At 71.4% G+C, this 24,794-nt stretch carries 19 protein-coding genes; 8 read left to right on the top strand and 11 right to left on the bottom strand.

The features are described from left to right. Positions 1-237: 237 nt before the first annotated feature. On the top strand, positions 238-2,877 hold the full coding sequence (locus KJK29_RS35985) for a SpoIIE family protein phosphatase (protein WP_251058160.1): 2,640 nt from the start codon (positions 238-240) through the stop codon (positions 2,875-2,877). A 25-nt stretch (positions 2,878-2,902) separates the two neighbouring features. On the opposite strand, the gene KJK29_RS35980 is transcribed toward KJK29_RS35985, so the two are convergent. Together KJK29_RS35980 and KJK29_RS35975 are read right to left on the bottom strand one after the other, a co-directional pair. Continuing rightward, positions 2,903-3,610 carry a GNAT family N-acetyltransferase gene (locus KJK29_RS35980; protein WP_215123384.1) on the bottom strand — a complete coding sequence of 236 codons (708 nt, stop codon included), beginning with the start codon at positions 3,608-3,610 and terminating at the stop codon, positions 2,903-2,905. A gap of 156 nt (positions 3,611-3,766) precedes the next feature. Continuing rightward, complete coding sequence (locus tag KJK29_RS35975; protein ID WP_215123383.1) at positions 3,767-4,906, bottom strand: PucR family transcriptional regulator; 1,140 nt, start codon at positions 4,904-4,906, stop codon at positions 3,767-3,769. 86 nt (positions 4,907-4,992) lie between these two features. Between KJK29_RS35975 and KJK29_RS35970 the strand changes: the two genes are divergently transcribed. Together KJK29_RS35970 and KJK29_RS35965 are read left to right on the top strand one after the other, a co-directional pair. Then, on the top strand, positions 4,993-6,048 hold the full coding sequence (locus tag KJK29_RS35970; protein ID WP_215123382.1) for a ferredoxin reductase: 1,056 nt from the start codon (positions 4,993-4,995) through the stop codon (positions 6,046-6,048). Between the two features lie 7 nt (positions 6,049-6,055). Continuing rightward, positions 6,056-7,174 carry a fatty acid desaturase family protein gene (locus KJK29_RS35965; protein WP_215123381.1) on the top strand — a complete coding sequence of 373 codons (1,119 nt, stop codon included), beginning with the start codon at positions 6,056-6,058 and terminating at the stop codon, positions 7,172-7,174. A gap of 14 nt (positions 7,175-7,188) precedes the next feature. Here the strand turns inward: KJK29_RS35965 and KJK29_RS35960 are convergent, their stop codons facing one another. Both KJK29_RS35960 and KJK29_RS35955 read right to left on the bottom strand, forming a co-directional pair. Continuing rightward, positions 7,189-7,677: a GNAT family N-acetyltransferase gene (locus KJK29_RS35960; protein WP_215123380.1), complete on the bottom strand. Its 489-nt coding sequence runs from the start codon at positions 7,675-7,677 to the stop codon at positions 7,189-7,191. 10 nt (positions 7,678-7,687) lie between these two features. Further along, on the bottom strand, positions 7,688-8,815 hold the full coding sequence (locus KJK29_RS35955) for a PP2C family protein-serine/threonine phosphatase (RefSeq protein WP_251058021.1): 1,128 nt from the start codon (positions 8,813-8,815) through the stop codon (positions 7,688-7,690). Positions 8,816-8,924: 109 nt separating this feature from the next. Here KJK29_RS35955 and KJK29_RS35950 point away from each other — a divergent pair, with 109 nt between their 5' ends. Further along, positions 8,925-11,627, top strand: coding sequence for a SpoIIE family protein phosphatase/ATP-binding protein (locus tag KJK29_RS35950; RefSeq protein WP_215123378.1), 2,703 nt, complete (start codon positions 8,925-8,927; stop codon positions 11,625-11,627). Between the two features lie 44 nt (positions 11,628-11,671). Here the strand turns inward: KJK29_RS35950 and KJK29_RS35945 are convergent, their stop codons facing one another. Next, positions 11,672-12,892, bottom strand: a complete 1,221-nt coding sequence (locus KJK29_RS35945) for a PucR family transcriptional regulator (RefSeq protein WP_215123376.1) — start codon at positions 12,890-12,892, stop codon at positions 11,672-11,674. 278 nt (positions 12,893-13,170) lie between these two features. Here KJK29_RS35945 and KJK29_RS35940 point away from each other — a divergent pair, with 278 nt between their 5' ends. Both KJK29_RS35940 and KJK29_RS35935 read left to right on the top strand, forming a co-directional pair. Continuing rightward, positions 13,171-14,001, top strand: a complete 831-nt coding sequence (locus KJK29_RS35940) for a DUF4394 domain-containing protein (protein ID WP_407700486.1) — start codon at positions 13,171-13,173, stop codon at positions 13,999-14,001. A 180-nt stretch (positions 14,002-14,181) separates the two neighbouring features. Next, a complete protein-coding gene (locus tag KJK29_RS35935; RefSeq protein ID WP_215123374.1) occupies positions 14,182-15,570 on the top strand; it encodes an MFS transporter in 1,389 nt (462 codons plus the stop codon). Between the two features lie 56 nt (positions 15,571-15,626). Here the strand turns inward: KJK29_RS35935 and KJK29_RS35930 are convergent, their stop codons facing one another. The 4 genes from KJK29_RS35930 to lnt form a co-directional block, all read right to left on the bottom strand. After that, positions 15,627-17,639, bottom strand: coding sequence for a helix-turn-helix domain-containing protein (locus KJK29_RS35930; protein ID WP_215123372.1), 2,013 nt, complete (start codon positions 17,637-17,639; stop codon positions 15,627-15,629). Positions 17,640-17,718: 79 nt separating this feature from the next. Further along, positions 17,719-18,519, bottom strand: coding sequence for a 3-hydroxybutyrate dehydrogenase (locus KJK29_RS35925; RefSeq protein WP_215123371.1), 801 nt, complete (start codon positions 18,517-18,519; stop codon positions 17,719-17,721). A 54-nt stretch (positions 18,520-18,573) separates the two neighbouring features. Next, positions 18,574-19,053, bottom strand: coding sequence for an NUDIX hydrolase (locus KJK29_RS35920; RefSeq protein ID WP_215123370.1), 480 nt, complete (start codon positions 19,051-19,053; stop codon positions 18,574-18,576). A gap of 67 nt (positions 19,054-19,120) precedes the next feature. Next, entirely contained in the window at positions 19,121-20,728 is a 1,608-nt protein-coding gene (gene lnt / locus KJK29_RS35915) for an apolipoprotein N-acyltransferase (protein WP_215123369.1), read from the bottom strand. A 336-nt stretch (positions 20,729-21,064) separates the two neighbouring features. Here lnt and KJK29_RS35910 point away from each other — a divergent pair, with 336 nt between their 5' ends. Continuing rightward, a complete protein-coding gene (locus KJK29_RS35910) occupies positions 21,065-22,072 on the top strand; it encodes an O-antigen ligase family protein (protein ID WP_251058020.1) in 1,008 nt (335 codons plus the stop codon). 37 nt (positions 22,073-22,109) lie between these two features. Here KJK29_RS35910 and KJK29_RS35905 read toward each other — a convergent pair whose 3' ends face one another. Together KJK29_RS35905 and KJK29_RS35900 are read right to left on the bottom strand one after the other, a co-directional pair. Beyond that, positions 22,110-22,661 carry a hypothetical protein gene (locus tag KJK29_RS35905; RefSeq protein WP_215123366.1) on the bottom strand — a complete coding sequence of 184 codons (552 nt, stop codon included), beginning with the start codon at positions 22,659-22,661 and terminating at the stop codon, positions 22,110-22,112. 110 nt (positions 22,662-22,771) lie between these two features. Beyond that, complete coding sequence (locus tag KJK29_RS35900; RefSeq protein WP_215123364.1) at positions 22,772-23,557, bottom strand: glutamate racemase; 786 nt, start codon at positions 23,555-23,557, stop codon at positions 22,772-22,774. Positions 23,558-23,596: 39 nt separating this feature from the next. Here KJK29_RS35900 and KJK29_RS35895 point away from each other — a divergent pair, with 39 nt between their 5' ends. Then, entirely contained in the window at positions 23,597-24,790 is a 1,194-nt protein-coding gene (locus tag KJK29_RS35895; protein ID WP_215123363.1) for a glycosyltransferase, read from the top strand. Positions 24,791-24,794 lie beyond the last annotated feature (4 nt).

Genomic DNA, 24,794 nt, shown 5'->3' with positions numbered 1-24,794 from the left:
CATATGGCCGTATATGACTGTGCATGGTAAAGAGTCGGTATGGCCAGGCACCTTGGTCGACTAGCGGCCTTCCGGCCCCACGCGCACCGCGGAGGGCGCCCTCGGCGGGCCTCACCAGGGGCCGAGGAGCCCGATCCGCAGCCGGAGCCTGACACCCGGCCGCCCAAGCGACGGCGGCCGGGCCTGCCCAGGGTGCGCAGCGTCGCCGGCCGGGTGTTCCTGCTCCAGCTCGTGATCATGGTGCTGTTCGCCGCCGCCGCGGGAGGGGCTCTCGTGGTGCAGGCCCGGGAATCCAACATGCAGGAGGCCCGGCAGTTGTCGATGGGCGTCGCACAGTCCTTCGCACGCGCCCCGGGAACGCTGGACGCCATGAAGACCGGCCGGCCCACCGAACTGCTGCAGCCGCGCGCGGAGGACACCCGCAGGAACACCGGGGTCGACTACGTGGTCGCGTTCGACCCTCAGGGCTTCCGCTGGACCCACCCCGACCCGAAGCTGATCGGCAAGCACATCTTCGCCCTGCGCGAGGGCGGCGCCGCCGACCGGCCCTTCACCAAGACCTTCGAGGGCAGCCTGGGTCTGGCCGTGGACACGACCGTCCCTGTCTACGACACCAACAGGACCACCGTCGCCGGCTTCGTTTCGGTCGGGGTCACCGTCGCCAGTGTGGACGACGTCGTACAGGACCAGCTGCCGCAGCTGCTGGGGTTCGCCGGCGCGGCACTCGCGGTGGCCGCGGTCGGCACGGCGATCGTCTCCTGGCGGCTGCGACGGCAGACCCGCGCCCTGGATCCGTCCGAGATGACCCGGATGTACGAGCACCATGACGCGGTGCTGCACGCGGTGCGGGAAGGCGTGGTGATCATCGGCGACGACGGACGGCTGCTGCTCGCCAACGACGAGGCGCGGCGGCTGCTGGACCTGCCCGCCGACGCCGAGGAACGCCGTGTCAGCGAGCTCGGTCTGGCGGCGGACACCACCGCGTTGCTGGGCTCGGGCCGGACGGTGACGGACGTGGTGCATCTGGCGGGCGACCGGCTGCTGGCGGTCAACCTTCGGCCGGTCGATCCCGGCAGCCGCCCCGCGGGCAGCGTCGTCACGTTGCGCGACACGACAGAGCTGCGTGCGCTGGCGGGCCGTGCGGAGGTGGCCCGGGAGCGGCTGGGGCTGCTGTACGAGGCGGGGATCCGGATCGGGACCACGCTGGACGTGGTGCGCACCGCGCAGGAGCTGGCCGAGGTGGCGGTCCCCCGGTTCGCCGACGCGGCGACGGTCGATCTGCTGGATCCGATCCTGCGGGGTGCCGTCTCGGCCGGTCCCGGGCCGGAGATGCGCCGGGTGGCGGTGCACGGCGTCGACGGTGCCCGGTCTCTCTACCCGGTCGGAGAGCTGATCCGCTTCGTCCCCACCTCGCCCGTGGCCGTCGGTGCCGAGCGCGGCCGTGCGGTCCTGGACGCCGACCTGACCTCGTCCAGCGAGTGGATGAACGCCCAGGACCCCGTACGCGCCCGGCATCTGCTGGACCTCGGCTTCCACTCGCTGATCACCGTGCCGCTCCAGGCCCGCGGGGTGGTGCTGGGCATGGCGAGTTTCTGGCGCTCGGACGCGGTTCCCTTCGGCGAGGAGGATCTGGCCTTCGCCGAGGAACTGGCCGCCCGGGCCGCGGTCGCCGTCGACAACGCCCGCCGCTACACCCGCGAGCACACGCTGGCCGAGACCCTCCAGCGGAGCCTGCTGCCCAGCTCCCTGCCCGACCACTCGGCCGTGGAAGTGGCCCACCGCTATCTGCCCGCCCTGGAGGGCGTCGGGGGCGACTGGTTCGATGTGATCCCCCTGCCCGGCGCCCGGATCGCCCTGGTGGTCGGCGATGTGGTGGGGCACGGCCTGCACGCCGCTGCCACCATGGGCCAGCTGCGCACCGCGGTGCACAACTTCTCCGCCCTGGACCTGCCCCCGGACGAACTCCTCGGGCATCTGGACGAACTGGTCGCCCGGATCGACAGCGACGAGAACGTCGAGCGGGACAACGAGAGCGTTTCCGGAGCCACCTGCCTCTACGCGATCTACGACCCGGCATCCGGAAAGTGCGCCCTGGCCCGGTCCGGGCACCCCGAGCCGGCCCTGGTACACCCCGACGGCACCGTGGAGTACCTGCCGGTGCCCGGTTCACCGCCGCTCGGCCTGGGCGGCGGCCTGCCCTTCGAGACCGCCGAACTCACCCTCCCCGAGGGCTCCCGTCTGGTCCTCTACACGGACGGCCTCATCGAGGACCGGGAACACGGCCCCGACACCGGCCTCGAAGCACTCCGCCTGGCCCTGGCGCACCCGGACCGGACACCCGAGGAGACCTGCCAGGACGTCCTCGACGCGGTGCTGCCCGCTCGGTCGAGCGACGACATCGCCCTGCTCGTCGCCCGCACCCGTCTGCTGGACCCCTCCCAGGTGGCCGAATGGGACGTGCCCGGCGATCCGGCGATCGTCGCCGGCATCCGCTCGGATGCCACGCGCCGCCTGGAGACCTGGGGCCTGGCGGAGATGGCCTTCACGACCGAGCTGATCATCAGCGAGCTGGTCACCAACGCCATCCGCTACGGCACAGAACCGATCCGGCTGCGGTTGGTGCACGACCACGACAGCCTGATCTGCGAGGTCGCCGACGGCAGCAGCACCTCACCACATCTGCGCCGGGCCGCGACCACCGACGAGGGCGGACGAGGACTGTTCCTCGTGGCCCAGTTCGCACAGCGCTGGGGGACCCGCTACACGGCCCGGGGCAAGGTGATCTGGACCGAACAGTCCACCCAGAGCCCGGCGGACGACACCGACGACATGTCGGCCGACGCCCTGCTGGACCAATGGGAGGACGCGTCCTGGTGAGCCGGGCCAGCGAGGGCCGCATGTCTCACGGAGTGCGGAACCCGCGAAACGTCACATGCTTCCGGGTCTCGAACCCGAGCCGCTCGTAGAGCGCGATCGCGCCGGTGTTCGCCTCGGCCACGTGCAGGAAGGGACGTTCGCCCCGGCTCACGATGCGGGCGATCAGGGCCCGTATCAGACGGGCGGCGTGGCCGTGTCCGCGTGCCTCGGGAGCGGTGCAGACAGCGCTGATCTCGGTCCATCCCGGAGGCCGGAGCCGCTCCCCCACCATCGCCACCAACGCGTCACCGTCGCGGACGCCGAGATAGGTGCCGAGTTCATGCGTGCGCGGCCAGAACGGCCCCGGCCGGGTCCGCTCGACGAGGCCGAGCATCCCGGGCACGCTCTCCTCGCCCAACTGGACGACATCGGGGTCCGGTTCGGCACGAGAGGCATTCGGGCCGCGGTCGCCGGTCCAGATCATCTGGCGGCCTTCCAGCACGAAGACCGGCTCCCAGTCCGACGGCGGCAGCGCCGGGCAGCTGAACATGTCGGCGAACTCGCCCCGCCCCAGCAGTTCGGCGAGATCACCCCACCCCTCCGGGTCCGCCTCCACGGGCACCGCGGAAAAGGTCGCGACGCCCGGAAGGTAGGTGACGGCCTTGCCCAGACGGCGAGCGAGATGCCCGTGGTGACCGCGGAGCGATTCCCCCACCGGGTCGTCGAGTACGACGTCGTCGCGGAGACCAATCATCCTGCTGTGCGCTCCTGAAACCTCTGCCGACGTCGGTCGCCCCTGACCGACACGGTGTCATCGGGTGCCGGCGGACTATCGTAGTCACCTCCCGGCGATCGCCCCCGACGGGCCCGGACCGCTCGCGGACGCGGTCATGGACGGTCGGCGTACGCGTCAGCCGCCCCGAAGACCGACCGCCAGGGTCAGTTCAAGGACCCGCTGTGGTGATGCGAGATCCGGGAACAGCTCCCGCAGCTGCGACATCCGGTACCGGACGGTTTGGGGATGGACGAACAACGCCGCCGCCACCTCGTCCCGTCTGCCCTGGTGCAGCAGCCACTCCCGCAACGTCTCCTCCAGCCGCCGTGCGGTCGCGTCAGGCAAGGTCCGCAACGGTGCGAGGGCTCGGGCACGCAGATCCGCGAACGCGTCCGCGTCGGCGCTCAGCACCAGCTCGGGCAGGTGGTCCTCGGTGTCGCGAATATCGAAGGAGAGCAAGCGCGCGCGTATGGCTCGTGCGTACGAGGCGGTCGCGCGAGTCCACGGCCGGGCCGGGCCGGCCACGGCGGTGCGGTCGGTCAGCTGCCGCAGGAGATGTGATCGGTCGGCATCGGGGACGAGCAGCACACCCGTGGCGTCCGGCAGATCGTCGAGGACGAGGGTGCTCGGGTCGAGCACACGGTAGGCAGGCCGGGCCTGGGCGGCTGGCAGCAGGACCGCGGTCAGTGAAACCGGAGGCTGCCACCCGGCCCGTTGAGCGGAGGCCAGCAGCACGTCCGGGCTCGCGCCGGCGAGGAGGTCGCGGGCCAGGTGCTCCAGGTGGCGTTCGTGGGCCCGGCCCCGGGCGGCCAGCTCGTCGGCGTGGCCCGCGGCGCTCGCGGCGGAGAGCTCGTCGATGTAGGCGAAGGTCAGTTCGGCGAACTTGGCGACCTCGGCGGCGGGCAGTCCCGCCGGTACGGCGCCCGCCGCCAGGCACCGCCAGGCCACACGGGCGCCGACGCGGTAGGCGCTGAGCAGGGCGTCCATCGAACGGCCGTCGCGCACCTCGCCGCGGCCCAGCTCGTAGGCCGCGTCGCCGCCGTCGCCGCCCGTGGCGTTCCCGCTCGCGAGGTCCAGGTAGTGCCCCAGAGCGGTGCGCACGGCGCGGCGGATGGTGGCGCCCATGTGGCCCGAAAGGGCGTTGGCGTAGGAAGGGACCTCGTCGATGATCGCCTGGACGACCTCGTCGGCGGTGCTCTTCAGCGCGGCCCGAAGTACGGTGACCGTCGTCTCATCCAGGGCCAGTTCGCTGGCCCTCCGGGTTACATGGCTCACTTTTTGTTCCCTGCGAACAATTCAGCCGACCAGATTCACGTCCTGCGGTCAGGACTTTACGCCCTGAGGCACAGCAAGCTGAAGTCATGACGAGTACAGCCCTCCGCAGCAGGGCGTGGAAACTACTGGAGATGGTCACGACGCCGCTGCTGCCGTCGGACTACCTCGACCTGGTCAGCCCGCTGCGCGCGGGCGCTGACCTGCGGGGGCGCATCGAGGCCGTGCACCCCGAGACGGGTGACGCCGCGACCATCGTGATCAGGCCGGGACGGGGCTGGCGCGGCCACACGGCCGGTCAGTACGTGCGGATCGGGATCGACGTCGACGGGGTGCGCCTGTGGCGTGCCTACTCCCTCACCTCGCCGACAGACCGCCAGGACGGCCGCGTCACGATCACCGTGAAGGCGATCCCGGACGGCAAGGTCAGCAACCACCTGGTCCGCAGGGCCAAACCGGGCACGCTGATCCAGCTCGACCAGCCGACCGGTGACTTCGTGCTGCCGCGTGCCAGGCCCGCCAAGGTGCTCTACCTGACGGCCGGCAGCGGCATCACGCCCGTGATGGGCATGCTGCGCGACACCGAGTTCGAGGACGTCGTCATGGTCCACTGCGCGCCGCGGCCGCAGGACGTGATCTTCCGTAGTGAACTGCACGACCTGGTCGCGGACAAGAAGCTGCGGCTCACCGAGGTGCACACCGACACGGACGGCAAGCTCGACGTCGCCCGTCTCGACGAACTCGTGCCCGACTGGGCCGAGCGCGAGACCTGGGCCTGCGGGCCCACGGGCCTGCTCGACGCCGCCGAAGAGCACTGGAGCGAGCGCGGCGTATCGGAGCGCCTGCACACCGAACGCTTCCGCCCCAGCATCGTCGTAGCGGGCGACGGCGGCGAGGTCACGTTCAGCACCACCGGCAAGACCGTCGACGCGGACGGCGCCACGCCATTGCTGGACGTCGGCGAGGAGGCCGGTGTGCTCATGCCCTCCGGGTGCCGCATGGGCATCTGCTTCGGCTGCGTCACGCCGCTCAAGACGGGCGCCGTCCGCGACCTGCGCACCGGCGAGATCACCGAGGCCGAACCGGGCGTCCTCATCCAGACCTGCGTGTCCGCCGCCGCGGGCCCCTGCGACATCGAACGGTAGGAACAGCTTGACCGCCATCGACCCCACCGCCCACCTGACCGCCGAGCAGATCGAGGAGCTCGGCCGCGAGCTGGACGCGATCCGCGACGAAGTGATCGCCGACCGCGGCGAGAAAGACGCCGCCTACATCCGCAAGGTGATCTCGGCGCAGCGCAAGCTCGAGCTGGCCAGCAGGGGTGTCCTGCTGTTCTCGTTCTTCCCGCCCGCGTGGCTGATCGGCACCGCCGGGCTGTCCGTGGCGAAGATCATGGACAACATGGAGATCGGCCACAACATCCTGCACGGCCAGTGGGACTGGATGCGGGACCCGAAGATCCACTCCACCACCTGGGACTGGGATCACGTCTCGCCGGCCGACCAGTGGAAGCACTCGCACAACGAGCTGCACCACACGTACACCAACGTGATCGGCAAGGACAACGACCTCGGCTACGGCATCATGCGCGTCGACGAGGACCAGAAGTGGCACCCGTTCCACCTCGGCCAGCCGCTGTGGAACTTCATCAACGCCTGCTTCTTCGAGTACGGCATCGCGGCGTACGACCTGGAACTCGGCAAGAACCTGCACAAGCGCCGCCGCAAGAACCCGGAGTTCCGCGCGCGTGCCAAGGACGTGGGCCGCAAGATCCGCAAGCAGGTGCTCAAGGACTACGTGATCCACCCGCTGCTGTCGGGCCCGTCGTTCCTCACCACGCTCGCCGCCACGTTCACCGCCAACCTGGTCCGCAACCTCTGGACCCACTCGGTGATCATGTGCGGGCACTTCCCCGAAGGCGTGCAGGTCTTCGAGCGCCGGTCGATCAAGGGCGAGACGCGCGGCCAGTGGTACCTGCGCCAGATGATGGGCTCGGCCAACATCAGCGGCAGCAAGGCCATGCACTTCATGACCGGCAACCTCTCGCACCAGATCGAGCACCACCTCTTCCCGGACCTGCCGAGCAACCGGTACGCCGAGGTCGCGGTGAAGGTGCGCGCGCTGTTCGAGAAGTACGAGCTGGAGTACGTCACCGGGCCGCTGCCCAAGCAGGTGTTCTCCGCGTGGCGCAAGGTCTTCCGGCTCTCACTGCCGAACAAGAAGCCCAAGCTCAAGACGCCGGACCGCGAGCAGGAGCTCATCGCGGCCTGATTCCCGGCACCGCCTCATTCCGAAGGAATGCGGAACTCGAATTCGGGACGGTCCCAGGGCACGGCGGGCGGGTTCGCGAACGCGGTCCCCGTCCGCACCGCTCCGGCGCGGTGGTAGAAGCCCGCGGCGGGAAGATGCGACACGACCTTGACACGGTCGATCCCGGCGGCACGCGCCTCGGACCGCATGTGCGCGACGAGGCGTCGTCCGATGCCTCGTCCTTGCGCCTCGTCGGCGACGAACATCAGATCGAGCTCCGGTGGCGCGAGGACGAGCGAGTAGAACCCGAGGACCCGGCCGTCCTGCTCGTCGGCGCCCACGGCCACGAAGACGCGGTGGGCCTCGATGTAGTCAGGACCGACCCGGTAGCCCGCGACCGCGGACGCGTACATCCCCTCGTAGGCGCCCGAGCCACGCACGATGCGCGTGAGCCGCTTGGCATCCCGCTCGACGGCCCTGCGTATCGTGATCGGCCGGCTGACCGGGGAAGTGCGTGACCTCATCGGAAGAGTATTACGCGACGCCTCCCCGGCCCTGCGCGGTGGTGCGCCTCAGCGCGAGGGCCGCGATGTCGTCACCGAGCCTTCCGCCGCTGTGCCGGAGCAGATCCTGGTGCAGGTGGTCGAGCAGCTCGCGAGGGTGCTCCGTATCCGGCCGGCGCATCCAGTCCGGCAACGGGAAGAACCGGCCGGTGTGGTCCCGGGCCTCGGATACGCCGTCCGTGTAGAAGAGCAACTGCTCGCCCGGGGCGAAGTCGACGGTGTCGACCCAGTAGCGGTCACCGATGAGTGCCGCGAGGTTGAGGGGCGGCGAGGGGAAGGTGGGCACCAGGACCCGGACCTTCCCGCAATGAGCGATCAGCGGCGGGGGATGTCCGCAGTTGAGAAGTCGTAGCCCGTCGCCATCCTGCGGGATCTCGGCGAGGAGAGCGGTGGCGAAGTGCTCGGGCTGGTCCTGGACGGGAAACGCGGCGCTGTGGCGCGTGACGGTGGCCTCCAGGCGGCGGACGATGCCCCGCAGGTCGGGCTCGTCGTAGGCGGCCTCCCTGAAACAGCTGATCACCGCCGAGGCCGCCCCCACCGCGGACAGTCCCTTGCCCCGTACATCGCCGATGAGCAGCCGGACCCCGTGCGGTGTACCGATCGCCTCGTAGAAGTCGCCGCCGATCCGGGCCTGCTCCTGGGCTGCCAGATAGAGCGACTCGATCTCGACGCCCTCGATGCGGCCCGGCAGGGGGCGTAGCAGCACCTTCTGGGCCGCGTCGGCGACGAGACGGACCTGGAAGAGCATCTCCTCCCGCTGAAGTCGGACATGACTGCCGTACGCGGCCGCCAAGGTGACCGCGATGATCGCGGCCAATGTGTACGGCGTCCCCAGATCGGTGTGGAAGAAGCTGAGGACGACCATGAGCAGGAGGCAGAACGCCCCCAGCGCCATTGTGGGGAGCACGGGCCACATCGCTGCCGCGAGAGCGGGCGCGGCGGGCAGAAGGCGACTGAAGGCGATCTCCCGGGGTGTGGAGAACGCCAGTGCGGCGATGAGAACGGTCAGGACCAGGGGCGACAGCCTGGCAGCTTCCCATCGGCCGCCGGAGGCGGGGCGACGGCGCCACAGCCGTTCAGGCGTGATCACAAAAAGCATCATATCGACCTAATCGGACGTGAAGTGATCCGAACGCGCGTTCGAGGTCGGCCGGGCAAGGATGAGGCGTGCCCTGGCCACTTGGGATCACCGGTGCTAAAAAGGTCGCATGGCGAGTCTTTTCGCCCGTTTTCAACGCCTGTCGGTCAAGCGCCTGATCAGCAAGAACGCGCGGAGCGTGGCCGGGCAGGTGTTGATCTTCCAGGTGGCTCTGGTGGTGCTGCTCGTGGCCTGCGGTGTGTTCGCTCTCATTCTGCAGTCGGAGCGGGACACCAGTGCCGAGGCAAGACGCCGCTCCACGGCCGTGGCACAGACCTTCGCGCACTCGCCGGGTGTCCTGGCGGCACTGCGGACCCCGGACCCCAGCAAGATCCTCCAGCCGCTCACCGAAGCGGCACGCCGGGCCGCCGACGTCGACTTCATCGTGGTCATGGACACCGAGGGCATCCGGTACACGCACCCCTTGCCCGACCGCATCGGAAAGCGGTTCGTGGGCGAGATCGGACCCTCGCTGGAGGGGAAGCTCTACGTGGAGAGCGTCGACGGCCCGCTCGGTCGCGAGGTGCAGGCCACGGTACCGATCAAGAACGCCGACAGGGAGGTCGTGGGGATCGTCTCGGCCGGGATGAAGGTCGAGAACGTCCAGAGTCAGTTGACCCGGCAACTACCGATCATCCTGGGCGCGGGGGCCGGAGCGCTCCTGTTGTCCATCGGCGCGACGGCACTGCTGGGCAGGCGGCTGCGACGGCAGACGCACAGCCTGGCCCCGGACGAGATGGCCCTGATGTACGAGCACCACGACACCGTGCTCCACTCCGTGCGGGAAGGGGTGCTGATCGTGGCCGCCGACGGGCGGCTGATGCTGGTCAACGACGAGGCCAGACGACTGCTGGAGCTGCCCTCGGAGATCGAGGGGCGGCTCGTCTCGGAACTGCCGGGACTCGATCCCGAGACGAAGGCGCTGCTCACCTCCGGGCGCGAGGCCACCGACGAGGTGCACCTCGCGGGAGAGCGGCTGATCGCGGTCAACCAGCGGCCCACCGGGCGCGAGGGCGGCCCCAGGGAAACGGTGGTGACACTGCGCGACTCCACCGAGCTGCAGGCGGTGACGGGCAGGGCGGAGGTGGCGCGGGAGCGGCTCAGGCTGCTGTACGACGCCGGACTCCACATCGGTACCACCCTGGACGTGCTGCGCACCGCCGACGAGCTGGCGCGGGTCCCCATTCCCCGCTTCGCGGACTTCGTGACCGTGGACCTGGCCGACGCGGTCCTGCACGGCGAGGAGCCGGCCCCCACGGGGACGGACATGCGACGCGCGGCCGTGTCCGGCATCGTGGACAACCATCCGCTCACCGAACAGGGCCGGCTTTTCGACTATCTCCCCTACACACCGCAGGCGCGCGGCTACGGCAGCGGCCGCTCCCAGCTGGTGAGCGATCTGCCGACCGCCACGGACTGGCGTGTGCAGGACCCGGAGCGGGCCAAGGCGATCATCGACTGCGGCATCCACTCCCTGATCACCGCCCCCATCCAGGCCCGCGGCGTCGTGCTGGGCATGGCCACCTTCTGGCGCACGCGACAGCATGAGCGCTTCAACGAAGAGGACGTGTCGCTGGCGGAGGAGCTGGTGGCCCGTGCCGCGATCAGCATCGACAACGCCCGCCGCTACACCCGCGAGCACGCCCTGGCGGTCACCCTCCAGCGCAGCCTGCTGCCGCAGGCCATGCCCGAGCAGAACGCCCTCGACATCGCCTACCGCTACCTCCCCGCCCAGTCGGGCGTGGGCGGAGACTGGTTCGACGTGATTCCCATGCCGGGCAGCCGGGTGGCACTGGCCGTCGGCGATGTGGTCGGCCACGGCCTCCACGCCGCCGCCACGATGGGACGGCTGCGCACCGCGGTGCACAACTTCTCCGCCCTCGATCTGCCACCCGACGAGCTGCTGAGCCATCTGGACGACCTGGTCGGAAGCATCGACCAGAACGAGACGGCGCAGAGCGCGGCGGGCGTGGTGGGCGCCACCTGCCTGTACGGGATCTACGACCCCGTGACGCGCCGCTACGTCATGGCGCGGGCGGGGCATCTGGCGCCCGCGCTGGTCCGGCCCGATGGGACCGTCACGTTCCCGGACGTGCCCGCGGGTCCGCCCCTGGGCCTCGGCGGCATGCCGTTCCAGACCGCGGAGCTGTGCCTCGCCGAGGGGACCCAGCTCGTCCTGTACACCGACGGCCTCATCGAGGATCGCAGGCGCGACCTGGACGTGGGGCTGGGGCTGCTGCGCGATGCGCTCACCGGCCACCCCGGCCGGCCGCCCGAGGAGACCTGCCAGGACGTGCTGGACAGGGTGCTGCCCGGGCGCCCCAAGGACGACGTCGCCCTGCTCGTCGCCCGCACGCGGCAACTGCCGCCCGACCGGATCGCCGACTGGGACGTACCACCGGATCCCGCCGCCGTCGCGGGTATGCGCGACGCCGTGTCCCAACGGCTCGAAGCGTGGGACCTCTCGGAGCTCGCCTTCACCATGGAGCTCATCCTGAGCGAGCTCATCACCAACGCCATTCGCTACGGCTCCGGACCGATCCATGTGCGGCTGATCCGCGACCGTACGCTGATCTGCGAAGTGGCCGACGGCAGCAGCACCTCACCGCATCTGAGGTACGCCGCGTCGACAGACGAGGGCGGCCGGGGCCTGTTCCTGGTGTCGCAGATGGCCGAGCGCTGGGGCACCCGGTACACCCCGCAGGGAAAGGTGATCTGGGCCGAGCAGGCCCTGCCCGAGGCCGTACAGCGGCCTGCCCCGGCAGGCCCGTGACGCGGATCGTCGCGCTGTCACCGGTCGGGCGCGCCCGACGCGTTTCATCGCCATGCTCCCGACAGGCGCCGGGTGACCACGGCACTGAAGGTGCGTACGCCTCGTGTCGATCCAGGGTCGATGCCCGTGAGCTCACGGACCCGGCGCAGGCGGTAGTCCAGGGTGCGGGTGTGGACGTTGAGCGAGGTCGCCGTGGCACCGCGGTGCATGTCGTGGCGGTAGTACGCGTCGAGGGTGGTGAGGAGGTCGGGGCCACTCTCCAGGCGGCGGGCCAGGGTGCGGAGCCAGTCGTCGACGAGTGGCACGTCCGCGACGGCGAGTTCGACGAAGACATCGGCCAAGGTGTGCGGCCGCAGCCGGACGGATGACCGGCGCAGCGGGGCCGCCCGGCTGACCCGGCGAGCGCGGTCCAGAGCGTCGGCCAGCTCCGGCAGCGGTGCGACGGACGCGCCGACGGCGCAGGGGCGGCCGAGGGCCTGGGCGACGTCCTGTACGAGGTCCGGCAGGTGGTCGGGAGCAGCGTGCGGTGGTGCGCTTTGCGCTGCCTCGGGGCCGGAGAACAGGGGAAGCAGGGTGATCAGCTCACCGCTCCCGTCGCCGCCCTCCGGTCCCCACATGATCGGCGCACGGTGGCTCTTCACGAGCGCCCGGATCTCGCTTTCCAGGAAACGATCGATGGCGGGCCGGTCCGGAATACGGAAAACCGTCACCGCGTAGCGGTCCGGGAGTTCCATTTCGACTGCTGCGGCGAGTTCCGCAGAAATCGGATCTCCGTTCAGCAATGACCGGGCCAGCAGGGCGACCTGCTCGGTGTACGGCATTCGTCGGCGCAGTACGCGCACGAATCCCTGGCGGTAGGAGGCGATACCTCGTTCACCCTGGGGGGCGAACCAGGCCATCATGCGCATGATTTCTTCGACACCGCCGCCGCGCTGAGCCTCGGTCGCCTCGTTGATCTCCCGCAGCATGAGGGCGGTGTGCACGCGCAGCAACCGCTGCCGCGCGTCGGGCGACATGCCGGCACCTGCCCGCAGCTCCCCCATCGAGGCGATGTAGCCGAGATCCTCTTCGCTCAACTCGCTGTTGTCCGGAGCGAGTTCAACGGTACGACACCGGAGCCACATCGCGTGTTCCAGCGTCTCGGCCCGCGCCCGGGAGTCCTTGTCCAGGAACCCGAACTCCGGGATCTCACGTGTGTATGTCTCGACCTCACGACGGGCGTTGGTCGACGCCTGCCGGGCCAGCTCGGCGAAGAGGCTCCCCATGAACGCGAGCATGCCATTCAGGACGAGCGGGCCGACAGGAGGGATCCGGACGGCGTTCATCACTCCGCACAAAACGGTGGCAGGTGTATCGACAGGGCTTTTATCACAGTGCGCAAAATTCCCGGATCGGGGTGTTTCCGTCAACCTTTTCGCTTGTGGAGGAACTGTGAAGCGGCCTTAATGAGAACCGCCTTCGGCACGATCCGGTGATCAATAACGGGAGGGAAACTCCGATGACAGCAGACACAAGAAAGAGAATCATGGCGGCGGTCGCGGTCATGGTCACATCGACGGCGCTCATGCTCGGCGCGCCCGGCACCGGCTCGGCCGCCCCCGCCGCCACGCCCAGCCTGCGCGCCTTCGGGATCAGCGGCGACGGCACCCTGATGGCCACGTTCACGACCGACCGGCCGCAGGTCCTCGACTGGGTCAGGGCCGTCACCGGCCTCAGCGGCGACACAGGCCTGATCGGGATCGACTTCCGCGTGCAGGACGGCCTCATGTACGGCGTCGGCAACAAGGGCGGCATCTACACGATCAAGACCCCGCCGGCCACCACGGACGTGGTGGTCACCAAGGTGTCCCAACTGCAGTACGCGCTGCACGGCGCGAACTTCGGCGTCGACTTCAACCCCGCCGCCGACCGCCTGCGCGTGATCAGCGACAACGGCCAGAACCTGCGGCACAACCTGGGCGACCACAGCACCATCCAGGATCTGAACCTCACCACCCCGCCGACCGAGGGCACGACCAAGGGTGTCTCGGCCGCCGCCTACACGAACAACGACCTCAACGCGGCCACCGCGACCACGCTCGTCGACATCAACACGACCACGGACCAGGTCGTCCTCCAGTCCCCGGCGAACAACGGCACGCTCGCCCCGACCGGCAGCCTCGGCATCGACGCCGGAATCAACGCCGGCATGGACATCTACAGCACCCTGTCCGGCGGGAAGACGGTCGACAACGCCGCGTTCGCCTCCCTCACCCCGTACGGCGCCAACACCCCCTCGCTGTACAGCGTCAACGTCTTCACCGGCCAGGCCACCTCCATCGGCCAGTTCCCGCTGAACATCACGGACCTGGCCGTCTCCCTCACCGGATCCTGACCCCCTGCCCTCGCCGCGGCCCGGCCACCGCCGGCCCGCGGCGAACCGGCGCCGGCATGGTGCCCCCACGCACTCCCGCCCCCAGAACTATGGTGTCCCACCACATACGCCACTGACCTGCGGATTCCTACGGTATGGCGACACACAACCGTCCCCGCCAACCGCCTGGAAGTGGTGCCGATGACCTCCCCCGCGACCGCTCCCCCACCCCCCGCCAACCTCAAGCGCATCGTCACGGCCAGCCTCATCGGCACCACCATCGAGTGGTACGACTTCTTCCTCTACGGCTCCGCGGCCGCCCTTGTGTTCAACAAGCTGTTCTTCCCGGACTCCGACCCGCTCGTCGGCACACTGCTGTCGTTCCTGACGTACGCGGTCGGATTCGCGGCCAGGCCCCTCGGCGCGCTGGTGTTCGGGCACTACGGCGACCGGATCGGGCGCAAGAAGCTGCTGGTGCTGAGTCTGCTGTTGATGGGCGGGGCGACGTTCGCGATCGGGCTGCTGCCGACGCACGCCACGATCGGGACGGCCGCGCCGGTCCTGCTCACCGTGCTCCGGCTGGTCCAGGGGTTCGCGCTCGGCGGTGAGTGGGGCGGTGCCGTGCTGCTGGTGTCGGAGCACGGGGACGCGCGGCGGCGGGGATTCTGGGCCTCGTGGCCGCAGACCGGCGCGCCGGCGGGGCAGTTGCTCGCGACCGGTGTCCTCTCCCTGCTGACGACCCTCCTGTCGGACGCCGCGTTCGGAAGCTGGGGCTGGCGGATCCCGTTCCTGCTCTCCGGGGTGCTGGTGATCGTCGGTTTGTGGATTCGTCTGTCTGTCGACGAATCGCCGGTCTTCAAGCAGGCGTTGGCGCAGGCCGAGGCCCGCAAGGCGGACCGGGCCGCGGAGGCGGAGAAGCTGCCGCTCGTCGCCGTGCTGCGGCACCACTGGCGTGACGTCCTGATCGCGATGGGCGCGCGCATGGCGGAGAACATCAGCTACTACGTGATCACCGCGTTCATCCTCGTCTACGCCACCACCTCGGCCGGTGTCTCCAAGCAGACCGCGCTCAACGCGGTGCTGATCGCCTCGGCCGTGCACTTCGTGGTCATCCCGGCGTGGGGCGCGCTCTCCGACCGGATCGGTCGCCGGCCCGTCTATGTGATGGGGGCCGTGGGGGTCGGGCTGTGGATGTTCCCCTTCTTCTCGCTGATCGACACCGGCGGCTTCGGCAACCTGATCCTCGCCGTCACGGTGGGCCTGGTGCTGCACGGGGCGATGTACGCCCCGCAGGCCGCGTTCTTCTCCGAGATGTTCGCGACGCGCATGCGCTACTCCGGAGCGTCCATCGGCGCGCAGTTCGCCTCGGTCGCGGCGGGCGCGCCCGCACCGCTGATCGCGACCGCGCTGCTGGCCGACTACGGCAGCTCCACGCCGATCGCCCTGTACGTCATCGCCGCCGTCGTGCTCACGGTCGTCGCGGTGGTGGCTGCCAAGGAGACCCGCCACCGGGACCTGGCCGATGTCGCCCCTGACGCGGACGCGGACCGGACGGCGGCCGCTCCGGCTGCGGACGCCCGGACCAGCTGACCCTCCGGGGTCTGTCGGCCCAGCCCCCGTACGTCCGTGCCGGTCACGTACGGGGGTCAGTGCCGTCCGGGCTCCGACAACCGGTGCAGACGCAGGGCTAGCTGGATCTCCAGGGCGCGGGCCGGGGTCTGCCAGTCGTCGCCGAGGAGGCGGCCGACCCGCTCCAGGCGCTGGGCGACCGTGTTCACATGGACGTGCAGTTCGTCCTTGGTGCGGGCGGGGCTCATACCGCAGGCGAAGTACGCGTCGAGGGTGCGCAGCAGTTCGGTGCCGCGTCGTCGGTCGTAGGTGACGACCTGGCCGATGGTGCGGTCGACGAAGCCGGGTATGTCCCGGTCGCCGGCCAGGAGCAGCCCCAGGAAGCCGAAGTCCTCGGCGGCGGCCCCGTCCCCGGAGCGGCCGAGCAGCCGCAGGGCGTCGAGGCAGCGCCGGGCCTCCGCGTAGGCCGTCGCCACGCCGTCGGTGCGGGTGGCGAGGTCCTCGGCGGGTGCGGAGGCTCCGACGGTGACCGGCGTGTGGACCGCCGTGCCCAGGTGGCGGGCGGCGCGGCGGGCCAGGTCGGTGGCGCTGTCGCCGGGACCGAGGGGCAGCAGCAGGACGGTGCCTCCGTCGCGCGCGGCGGCCAGGCCGTGCCGGGTGGCGGCGAGGTGGGACGCCGCGGCCGCCAGGCGTCTGCGGGAGTCCGCCTCCTGGTCGGCGTCGGCCGCGCCGCCTTCGAGACGCGCGGCCAGCACCACGTGGACGGCGTCGAGGTCGGCGTGCAGTCGGGCCGCGCGCTCCCGCAGCAGGCGCGGATCGCGGTCGCGGGCGTCCAGCAGGTCGTCGAGCAGTTCGCCGCGTACGCGCTGTTCGGCCTCGGCGGCGGACCGGCGGGCGAGGAGCAGCAGGGAGGTGACCATGGCGGCGCGCTCCAGGGTGCGCTGGTCGACGGGGTCGAGCCCCGGGTGGCCCCGCAGCACCAGGGCGCCGAGCAGTTCCCCACCTGCTGCGACAGCGGCGATCCAGTCGTCCTCGAACCGCACGGCGTGCCCGTCCGCGCGGGACGATTCCAGGGCCTCGGCCGGTGCGGCGGCGGCCTCGGCGAAGACGACCGTGCCGTCGAGGACCTCGGAGACCGCGGCGGCCACGTCGTGCACCCCGCCGCCCCGCAGGACCAGCTCGGCGAGCCGGTCGTGCACATCGGAGGCCCGCTCGATGACGCCGCTGCGGTCCCGGATGATCTCGTTGGCGAGCTCCAGATCGGCGAGGGCCGACCGGGTCTCGGCGAGCAGGTTGGCCGTGTCGATGGCGGCCGCGGCGAGGGCGGCGAAGGAGCCGAGCAGGGCGATCTGCTCCCGCTCGAAGACCCGGGCCCGGCGGTCCGCGGCGAAGAGCACGCCGATGACGTGGTGCCCGAGCATCAGCGGCACGCCGAGGATGGCCACGAGCCCCTCGTCCCGCACGCCCGCGTCGATGGTGCGGGTGTGCTGGAAGCGGTCGTCCTTGAAGTAGTCGTCGGTGACGTACGGGCGGGCGGTCTGCGCGACCAGACCGCCGAGGCCCTCCCCCATGCCGAGCCGCAACTGCTGGAAACGAGCCGCGACCGAGCCCTCGGTGACCCGCATATGGGTGTCGCCTCTCGCCGGGTCGTTCAGGCTGAGATAGGCGACGTCCGTGCCCAGCAGCGAACGGGCTCGCTGCACGATCGCCTGGAGCACGGCGTCGAGGTCGCGCAGCCCGGCGAGGTCGTGGGCGGTCTCGAACAGGGCGGACAGCTCGGCCTCGCGACGGCGCCGTCCCTCCAGCTCGGAGCGCACGCGCAGCGCGAGCGGCTTGGCCCGCTGGAGCGCGGCGATCCACTCCGCGGACCGGCCTTCGGCGCGCGCGAGCAGCACCGGCTGCTCGTAGGCGTCGGCGGAGGCGCCCCGGGCCAGCAGCTCGAGGAAGGGCGTCTCGGCATCGGCCGGAGGCATCCCGGCGTCGGCCCGAGGCATCTCGGCGTCCGCCGGAGGCACCTCGGCCTCGGCCGCCGGCGCTTCGACGGCACCGGCGGCGGAGCGCTCGGCTGACTGCACGTGATCGCTGGACATGCTCACAGGATTCACCATGACCCGGCCGTCCCGTCAGCCCTGTGGATAACCCGGGAACCGACACTGCCGGGCCAGGAGATCAATGGGCGGTCCAGCCGCCGTCGAGCGCGAGCGACGTGCCGGTCACGAAGGACGCGTGCGGGCCGCACAGATACACCACGGCCTCGGCGACCTCCTCCGGTTCGATGAGCCGCTTGAGGGAGCTGTCCTGCAGCAGCACCTCGGACAGGACGCGCTCCTCGGGGATGCCGTGCGCCTGCGCCTGGTCGGCGAGCTGCTTTTCCACCAGGGGTGTGCGCACATAGGCGGGGTTCACACAGTTCGAGGTGACTCCGTGGGGTGCGCCTTCCAGGGCGGCGGTCTTGGAGAGTCCCTCCAGGCCGTGTTTGGCGGCCACATAGGCCGACTTGTAGGCCGAGGCACGCAGCCCGTGGACGGACGACACATTCACGATGCGGCCCCACCCCTGGCCGTACATGTGGGGCAACGCACCGCGGATGAGCCGGAACGGTGCCTCCAGCATCACCGTGAGCACCAGGTGGAAGGCGTCGGGCGGGAACTCCTCGATGGGGCGCACCAGCTGGAGCCCGGCGTTGTTGACGAGCACGTCGGTGCCCGCGGCGGCCTCTTCGGCGGCGTCCAGATCGGTGAGGTCGAGGACGTGCGGTTCCACCGTGCCCGCGAGGCCGTGGCCCTGTTCGGCGAGCGTCTCCAGGCCCGCGGCGTCCCGGTCGACGGCTCTCACCTTCGCCCCGGCAGCCGCGAGCCGCAGCGCGCAGGCGCGGCCGATGCCGCCGGCGGCGCCGGTGACGAGCGCGGTGCGGCCGCCGAGGTCGAGCGAGGAGGCGTGGGGGGCCGGGGAGACACGGGGCGCGGTCATGCGTCGACCTTAGAAAGCGCCCCTGCCCGGCCCCATGTGGTCACGCCCCATAGTTCAGCTGGGGGCAGTGGGGTCGAACCATGTGGGGGTGTCCGACACAGCCTGCTTGATCCGGAGCAGGCCGAACTCGTTCAGTTCGGGCAGGGCGTCGATGTCGAACCAGCCCACGTCCAGCGACTCGTCGTCGTTGACCCGTGCCTCGCCGCCGACGGCCCGGCAGCGCAGGGTGATGTCCATGTACTGGCAGGTGTCACCGTTGTCGTAGGTGACGGGGCTGAGCGCCTGGACGAGGACGACCCGCTCGGCGACGCAGTGCACGGCCGTCTCCTCGTGGACCTCCCGTACGGCGCAGGCCGCGGGCTCCTCCCCCGGGTCCGGGATGCCGCCGATCACGGACCACTTGCCGGTGTCGGACCGGCGGTTGAGCAGCACTCTGCCCTGGTCGTCGAAGACGATGGCGGTGACTCCGGGGAGCCAGAGCAGCTGATGGCCGGCCGATGCGCGGAGGGTCCGGATGAAGTCAGGAGTAGCCATGCCCACGACCCTAATCGGCCGGTCGCGGTGTCTCGCGCGATTCAGGCAGCGTGCGACGGGCGTACGGCTATACGTCACCAGCGCGTCGTCCGCGCAGACCGGCGCCGACGGCCCAGCCCAGTCCGCCGGCCGCGACCAGCACGAGGGCGATCTCCGGCAGGATGCCGAGCCGCGTGGCGGGGGTCTGGGAGGACCGCAGCGGCACCTTCTGAACGAGTGAGTCGGCGACGAACATGCCGGTCTTCTGCGTGATCTTGCCGTCCGGCATGATCATCGCGCTGACTCCGCTGGTCACCGGCACCGTCACGGTCCTGCTGTGCTCGACCGCGCGGACCCGGGACATGGCGAGCTGCTGGTAGGTCATCTCGCTGCGGTCGAAGGTGGCGTTGTTGCTCGGCACGGAGATCATCTGGGCGCCGTCGGTGACCTCGGAGCGCACGGTCCAGTCGAAGGCGGCCTCGTAGCAGGTGACGAGGCCGACCTTGGCGCCGTCCATGGTGAACACGCCCGGCTCGGTGCCCCGGCTGAAGTCCTGGCGGACCATCGCCGTCCAGTTCTTGTTGATCGCGCCGATGAACGAGCGCAGCGGCAGGTACTCGCCGAACGGCTGGATCTGACGCTTGTCGTAGGTGTCGACGGGGCCCTTGGCCGGGTCCCAGAGGATCTGCTCGTTGTACAGCTTGCCGTCGCGCTCGACGACGCCGCCGACCGAGATGGGCACGCCGATGGCCCTGGCCGCCTTGTCGATCACGGCGCGGGCGTCGGGGTTGGCGAAGGGGTCGATGTCGGAGGAGTTCTCCGGCCACAGGACGAAGTCGGGACGGGCGACCTTGCCGGCCTTGACCTGGGCGGCCAGGCGTTCCGTCTCGCGCGCGTGGTAGTCGAGCACGGCCCGGCGCTGGGAGTTGAAGTCGAGGCCCGCGCGGGGCACATTGCCCTGGATCGCCGCGACGGTCACGCTGCCGTCCTCGGCCTTGTCGCTGACCAGCGGCCGTGCGGCCACGGCGCCCACGACGGGGACGGCCACGCTCAGCAGGCCCACGGCCGCGGCGGCCCGTCGTACCGTCCCGGTCCGCCGGGTCTCCACGGCCAGGCGGACGACCTCGTACAGTCCGAAGCCGCACAGGACCACGGCGAAGCCGAGCACCGGGGTACCGCCCACGGCCGCGAGCGGCAGGAACACCCCGTCGGCCTGACCGAACGCGACCTTCCCCCAGGGGAAGCCCTCGAACGGCACACGCGCGCGTGCCGCCTCTCCGGCGATCCACACGGCGGCCGCCCACAGCGGCCAGGCGGGCAGCTTCGACACCGCCGCGACGCCCGCGCCGACCAGGGCGACGAAGACCGCCTCGATGACCACCAGGGCGAGCCAGGGGCCCGGCCCGACCTCCACTCCGGTCCACACCAGCAGCGGCAGCAGAAAGCCGAGGCCGAAGAGGTAGCCGAGGCCCAGTCCCGCCTTCCAGCTCCGGCCGCGCAGCACCCAGCCGAAGACGGCGAAGGCCGGCAGGGCCAGCCACCAGAGGGTGCGGGGCGGGAAGCTGACGTACAGGAGCAGGCCGGAGAGCGCGGCTGCGGCGGCCGGAAGCAGACGCCGGGCCCACGTCCGCGCCCGGGGCGCGTTCCGCGGCTCCAACTGGTCCGACTCGCCGACGGAGGTTGCGGTGACGGTCACTCCCGGAGTCTAAGGCGCGTGACCTTGAGGCCGACAGCGCGGTCCGAGGGTCGACGGCAGCACACCGTACGGGGGTCCACGCGCGGCGTGGCCCCGCCCCCGCAGCATCGTTCCTGCTCATTTCGTCACGACACATCCACAAACCGTCCACCAGCGGCTACGGTGTGCCGAAGTTTCAGTCGTGCGGCCGGTTACGGCCGGTGCGGCCGGGGGTCTTCACAGGTCGGGGGCGACGTGGTGCGGGGGCGGGGCGGGGTGGGTTCACGTGGGCTGACGTCCGCGTCCGGACTGGACGCGGACGGCGAGAGAAGAATCGTTTCCGATGCGGCGGGCGTCGTGGTGCTGGGAGCGTGCGCGGGCTGGTCCCTGCTCACGGCCGCGGTGCACGAGGGCCGGCCCGAGGGGGTGCTCCTCGCGGTGCTGGCCGTGGCGGCCGGCTACGCGGCCGGGCGGATCGGCGGGGCGCTGCTGCCGGTCGGCACGCCCTGCGCCGGTGCGCTGGCGGGTGTCGCGCTGACCGTGGCCGTTCCGCATCTTGCTCCGGGCCCGCAGATCACCGCGCCCCTGGGACATGCCGGGGCCACGGCGGCCGTGCTGACGCTGTCCGCCGGTGCCGCGTGCTGCGCGGCCTGGGCCGCCGCCGCTCCGGCCGCCCGGATCGCCCTGCGCCTGCTGGCCGCCGGGACCGCGGTACTGGCGGCCGTGCTCGGCTCGACCACCGGCTGCGTCACCTGCCTCGCGGTGCTGTTGTGCTCGCTCGCCGCGGGCCGCACCCGCCGTCGCGGCGCCGGCCTGGTCCTCCTGGCCGCGGTCGCCGCCCTGGTGACCTGTCTGGCCTGGGCGGTTGCCGCGCGGGCCGTACCGGGCGGGCTGGTGGCCGCCCTCGAAGGGCGGCTGACTCCGCACCGCGTACGACTCTGGGAGGACGCGTGGCAGCTGCTGCGCGAGGACGCCGTGCTGGGGGTCGGCCCGGGCCGCTTCGGGGAGCTGAGCACGACCTCCGCCCAGTCGCTGCTGTCCGACGGCAAGCCCCACTCGGCGCCTCTGCAGCAGGCGGCCGAGCAGGGCCTCGTGGGCGTGGCCCTGATGGCGGCGGCGTTCGGCTGGGTGTTGTACGCGCTGTGGCGCGGTCCGCGCCCGACGCCGGTGGTGCTCACCGCGGGCGCGACCCTGACGGCCCTCGCCGCCATCGCCGCGATGGGCAACGCGCTGAGCTTCACCGCGGTGTCGGTCGGTGCGGGTCTGCTGGCGGGGACGGCCACGGCACGCCCCTGGGCCGACGAGCAGGCGACCCGCGCCCCGGACACCCACCCGCGCGGCGCCGGACGTACGCCTGCCTGGTGAGGCCGCCCCGGTGATCACGGCCGGCGATCCACCGCGCTCAGTGCGCGGGAGCCTCCGGCTTGGTGGGCCGCAGCCGTGCCTTGATCACCTGCACGGCCGCCTCCGCGTCGTCCACGGTGACCGTGAAGGTGTGGCCGTCCCACAGCTCCAGCACGACGCCCTCACCCCGGCGGACGACCACCGCGGTGCCCTTCTCGGGCCGCCAGCGGTAGCCCCAGCCGCCCCAGTGCCGGGGGGTGACATACGGCAGGTACGTCGCGCCCGCCACATGGGAGAGCGGGATACGACGGCGGGGCAGCCCGATGTGGCCGCAGCGCACCTCGAGGTGCTCGTCGTCGACCCGGAGCGCGACGTGCACGAAGGCGAGCGTTCCGAAGAGGACCAGCAGCCCGGCGGCGATGCACCCGACGACGGCCATGACGAGCGCGGCGCCGGACCTCCACGCCGAGTCGACGGCCAGCTCGATGCCCAGCGCCAGGCAGGCGGCACCGACCAGCGCCAGCAGCCACTGGACCCGATTGGTGGCACGGCCGGTCCAGACATCGGGGTGCGAGTGGGAGGTGTTCTCGCCGTGGGGGTGGTCCCTCATGCATATGAGGTTACTCAGGTTTCGCTCCGCCGGTACCTCGTGGCGGAGCGTGACTGCGCCGACCGGCGGAGGCCCGTCCGGAACGGGCTACGGCCGGTGACAGGTGCCGGTCAGCGTGCGGGGGTGACCGCCTGGAGCAGTCGCCCTTCGTCGTACGCCAGGGCGGGCGCGGGCAGCGTGCCCTCGCGTCCGCTCAGCAGCACGGTCAGGGTGCCGTGGGGCGGGGCTCCCGGTGCGGGCTGCTCGCCGAGCCGGCGCAGGGCCTGGGCGGCGACGGCGCCCGCGGAGCCGTGCAGCACGAGGGGCGGGCGGCCGGGGCGCTGGACGGCGGCCCGGATGCGCTCGGCGACCAGTTCGTAGTGGGTGCAGCCCAGGACGACGGTCGTCACCTCGTCGGGGGTCAGCGCGGCGGCCGCGGCCACGGTGGCGTCGATCGCCGCCTCGTCCGCGTGTTCCACGGCCTCGGCGAGGCCCCAGCAGGGCACCTCGGCGACGGGCACTCCGCCGGCGAAGTCACGGATCAGGGCCTTCTGGTACGGGCTGCCGGTGGTGGCCGGGGTGGCCCAGATGGCTATGGGCCCGCCGCCGGCCGCGGCGGGCTTGATCGCCGGGACGGTGCCGACGACCGGGAGTCCCGGTTCGAGGCGGGCGCGCAGGGCGGTGAGCGCGTGCACGGTCGCGGTGTTGCAGCCGACGATCAGGGCGTCGGGGCGGCGCTCGGCGGCCGCCTCGGCGACGGCCAGGGCACGCTGGGTCAGGTCCTCCGGGGTCCTCGGTCCCCACGGCATGCCGTCGGGGTCGAGGGAGAGCACGAGATCGGCGTCGGGGCGCAGACGCCTCATCGCGGCGGTGGCCGCCAGCAGACCGATTCCGGAGTCCATGAGCGCGATCTTCACCCGATCACGATAGACGATGAGCCTTCCCGGGCAGGCCCGGTGGGGCAGACTGCGCGCGTGAGCGCCGTTGTGTGGACCGCCGCTGGATCACTTCTCGCCTGGCTGTGGCTGCTGCTCTGCCAGGGCTTCTTCTGGCGCACAGACGTGCGACTGCCGCCCCGCCGGGACCCGGAGGCGTGGCCCTCCGTGTGCGTCGTCGTCCCCGCCCGCGACGAGGCGGCGATGCTGCCCGCCGCGCTGCCGTCCCTGCTCCTTCAGGACTACCCGGGGCGGGCGGAGGTCTTCTTCGTCGACGACGGCAGCTCGGACGGCACCGGTGAGCTCGCGCGGGAACTGGCGCGCCTGCACGGCGGGCTGCCGCTGACCGTGGGCTCGCCGGGCGAACCGCCCCCGGGCTGGGCCGGGAAGCTGTGGGCGGTGCGCCACGGCATCACCCTGGCACGCGCGCGTGATCCGGAGTATCTGCTCCTGACGGACGCCGACATCGCGCACGCGCCGGACAGCCTGCGGGAATTGGTGGCGGCGGCCCGCACGGGAGGATTCGACGTGGTCTCGCAGATGGCCCGGCTGCGGGTGGGGAGCGCCTGGGAGCGGCTCGTCGTGCCGGCCTTCGTCTACTTCTTCGCGCAGCTCTACCCCTTCCGGCGGATCGGCAAGGAGGGCACGCGGACGGCCGCCGCAGCCGGTGGCTGCGTACTGCTGCGTACGGAGACCGCCGAGCGGGTGCGGGTCCCGGACGCGTTCCGGCACGCCGTCATCGACGACGTGGCTCTCGCCCGGGCCGTCAAGGGCGGCGGCGGGCGCGTCTGGCTGGGGCTCGCCGACCGGGTGGACAGCGTGCGGCCGTATCCACGGCTGCACGACCTGTGGCGGATGGTGTCGCGCAGCGCGTACGCCCAGCTGCGGCACAACCCCCTGCTGCTGGCCGGCACGGTCGCCGGGCTGGCACTGGTGTACCTGGTGCCGCCGGTGGCGGTCGTGGCCGGCCTGGCCGCGGGGAGCGCGGCGGCGGCGACCACGGGCGGACTGGCGTGGCTGGTGATGACCGGGACGTACGTCCCGATGCTCCGCTACTACCGGCAGCCGCTGTGGCTCGCTCCCCTGCTGCCGTTCACCGCGTTCCTCTATCTCCTCATGACGGTCGATTCGGCGGTGCAGCACTACCGGGGACGCGGTGCGGCCTGGAAGGGCCGCACCTACGCCCGTCCGGAAGCCGTGCCCGACGAGGGCTGACGGC

Source organism: Streptomyces koelreuteriae (assembly GCF_018604545.1).
Classification (GTDB): domain Bacteria; phylum Actinomycetota; class Actinomycetes; order Streptomycetales; family Streptomycetaceae; genus Streptomyces; species Streptomyces koelreuteriae.
Note: the sequence above shows the minus strand (reverse complement) of the source record. Positions and strands in the feature narration are given on the sequence as shown.

What these genes read in the sequence shown, in the direction of transcription:
- KJK29_RS35955 (WP_251058021.1), bottom strand. Translation starts at nt 8,815, where the DNA reads ATGCTTTTTGTGATCACGCCTGAACGGCTGTGGCGCCGTCGCCCCGCC.
- KJK29_RS35935 (WP_215123374.1), top strand. Translation starts at nt 14,182, where the DNA reads ATGACCTCCCCCGCGACCGCTCCCCCACCCCCCGCCAACCTCAAGCGC.
- KJK29_RS35940 (WP_407700486.1), top strand. Translation starts at nt 13,171, where the DNA reads ATGGTCACATCGACGGCGCTCATGCTCGGCGCGCCCGGCACCGGCTCG.
- KJK29_RS35985 (WP_251058160.1), top strand. Translation starts at nt 238, where the DNA reads ATGGTGCTGTTCGCCGCCGCCGCGGGAGGGGCTCTCGTGGTGCAGGCC.
- KJK29_RS35905 (WP_215123366.1), bottom strand. Translation starts at nt 22,661, where the DNA reads ATGAGGGACCACCCCCACGGCGAGAACACCTCCCACTCGCACCCCGAT.
- KJK29_RS35970 (WP_215123382.1), top strand. Translation starts at nt 4,993, where the DNA reads ATGACGAGTACAGCCCTCCGCAGCAGGGCGTGGAAACTACTGGAGATG.
- KJK29_RS35930 (WP_215123372.1), bottom strand. Translation starts at nt 17,639, where the DNA reads ATGTCCAGCGATCACGTGCAGTCAGCCGAGCGCTCCGCCGCCGGTGCC.
- KJK29_RS35950 (WP_215123378.1), top strand. Translation starts at nt 8,925, where the DNA reads ATGGCGAGTCTTTTCGCCCGTTTTCAACGCCTGTCGGTCAAGCGCCTG.
- KJK29_RS35945 (WP_215123376.1), bottom strand. Translation starts at nt 12,892, where the DNA reads ATGGGGAGCCTCTTCGCCGAGCTGGCCCGGCAGGCGTCGACCAACGCC.
- KJK29_RS35960 (WP_215123380.1), bottom strand. Translation starts at nt 7,677, where the DNA reads ATGAGGTCACGCACTTCCCCGGTCAGCCGGCCGATCACGATACGCAGG.
- KJK29_RS35920 (WP_215123370.1), bottom strand. Translation starts at nt 19,053, where the DNA reads ATGGCTACTCCTGACTTCATCCGGACCCTCCGCGCATCGGCCGGCCAT.
- KJK29_RS35980 (WP_215123384.1), bottom strand. Translation starts at nt 3,610, where the DNA reads ATGATTGGTCTCCGCGACGACGTCGTACTCGACGACCCGGTGGGGGAA.
- KJK29_RS35925 (WP_215123371.1), bottom strand. Translation starts at nt 18,519, where the DNA reads ATGACCGCGCCCCGTGTCTCCCCGGCCCCCCACGCCTCCTCGCTCGAC.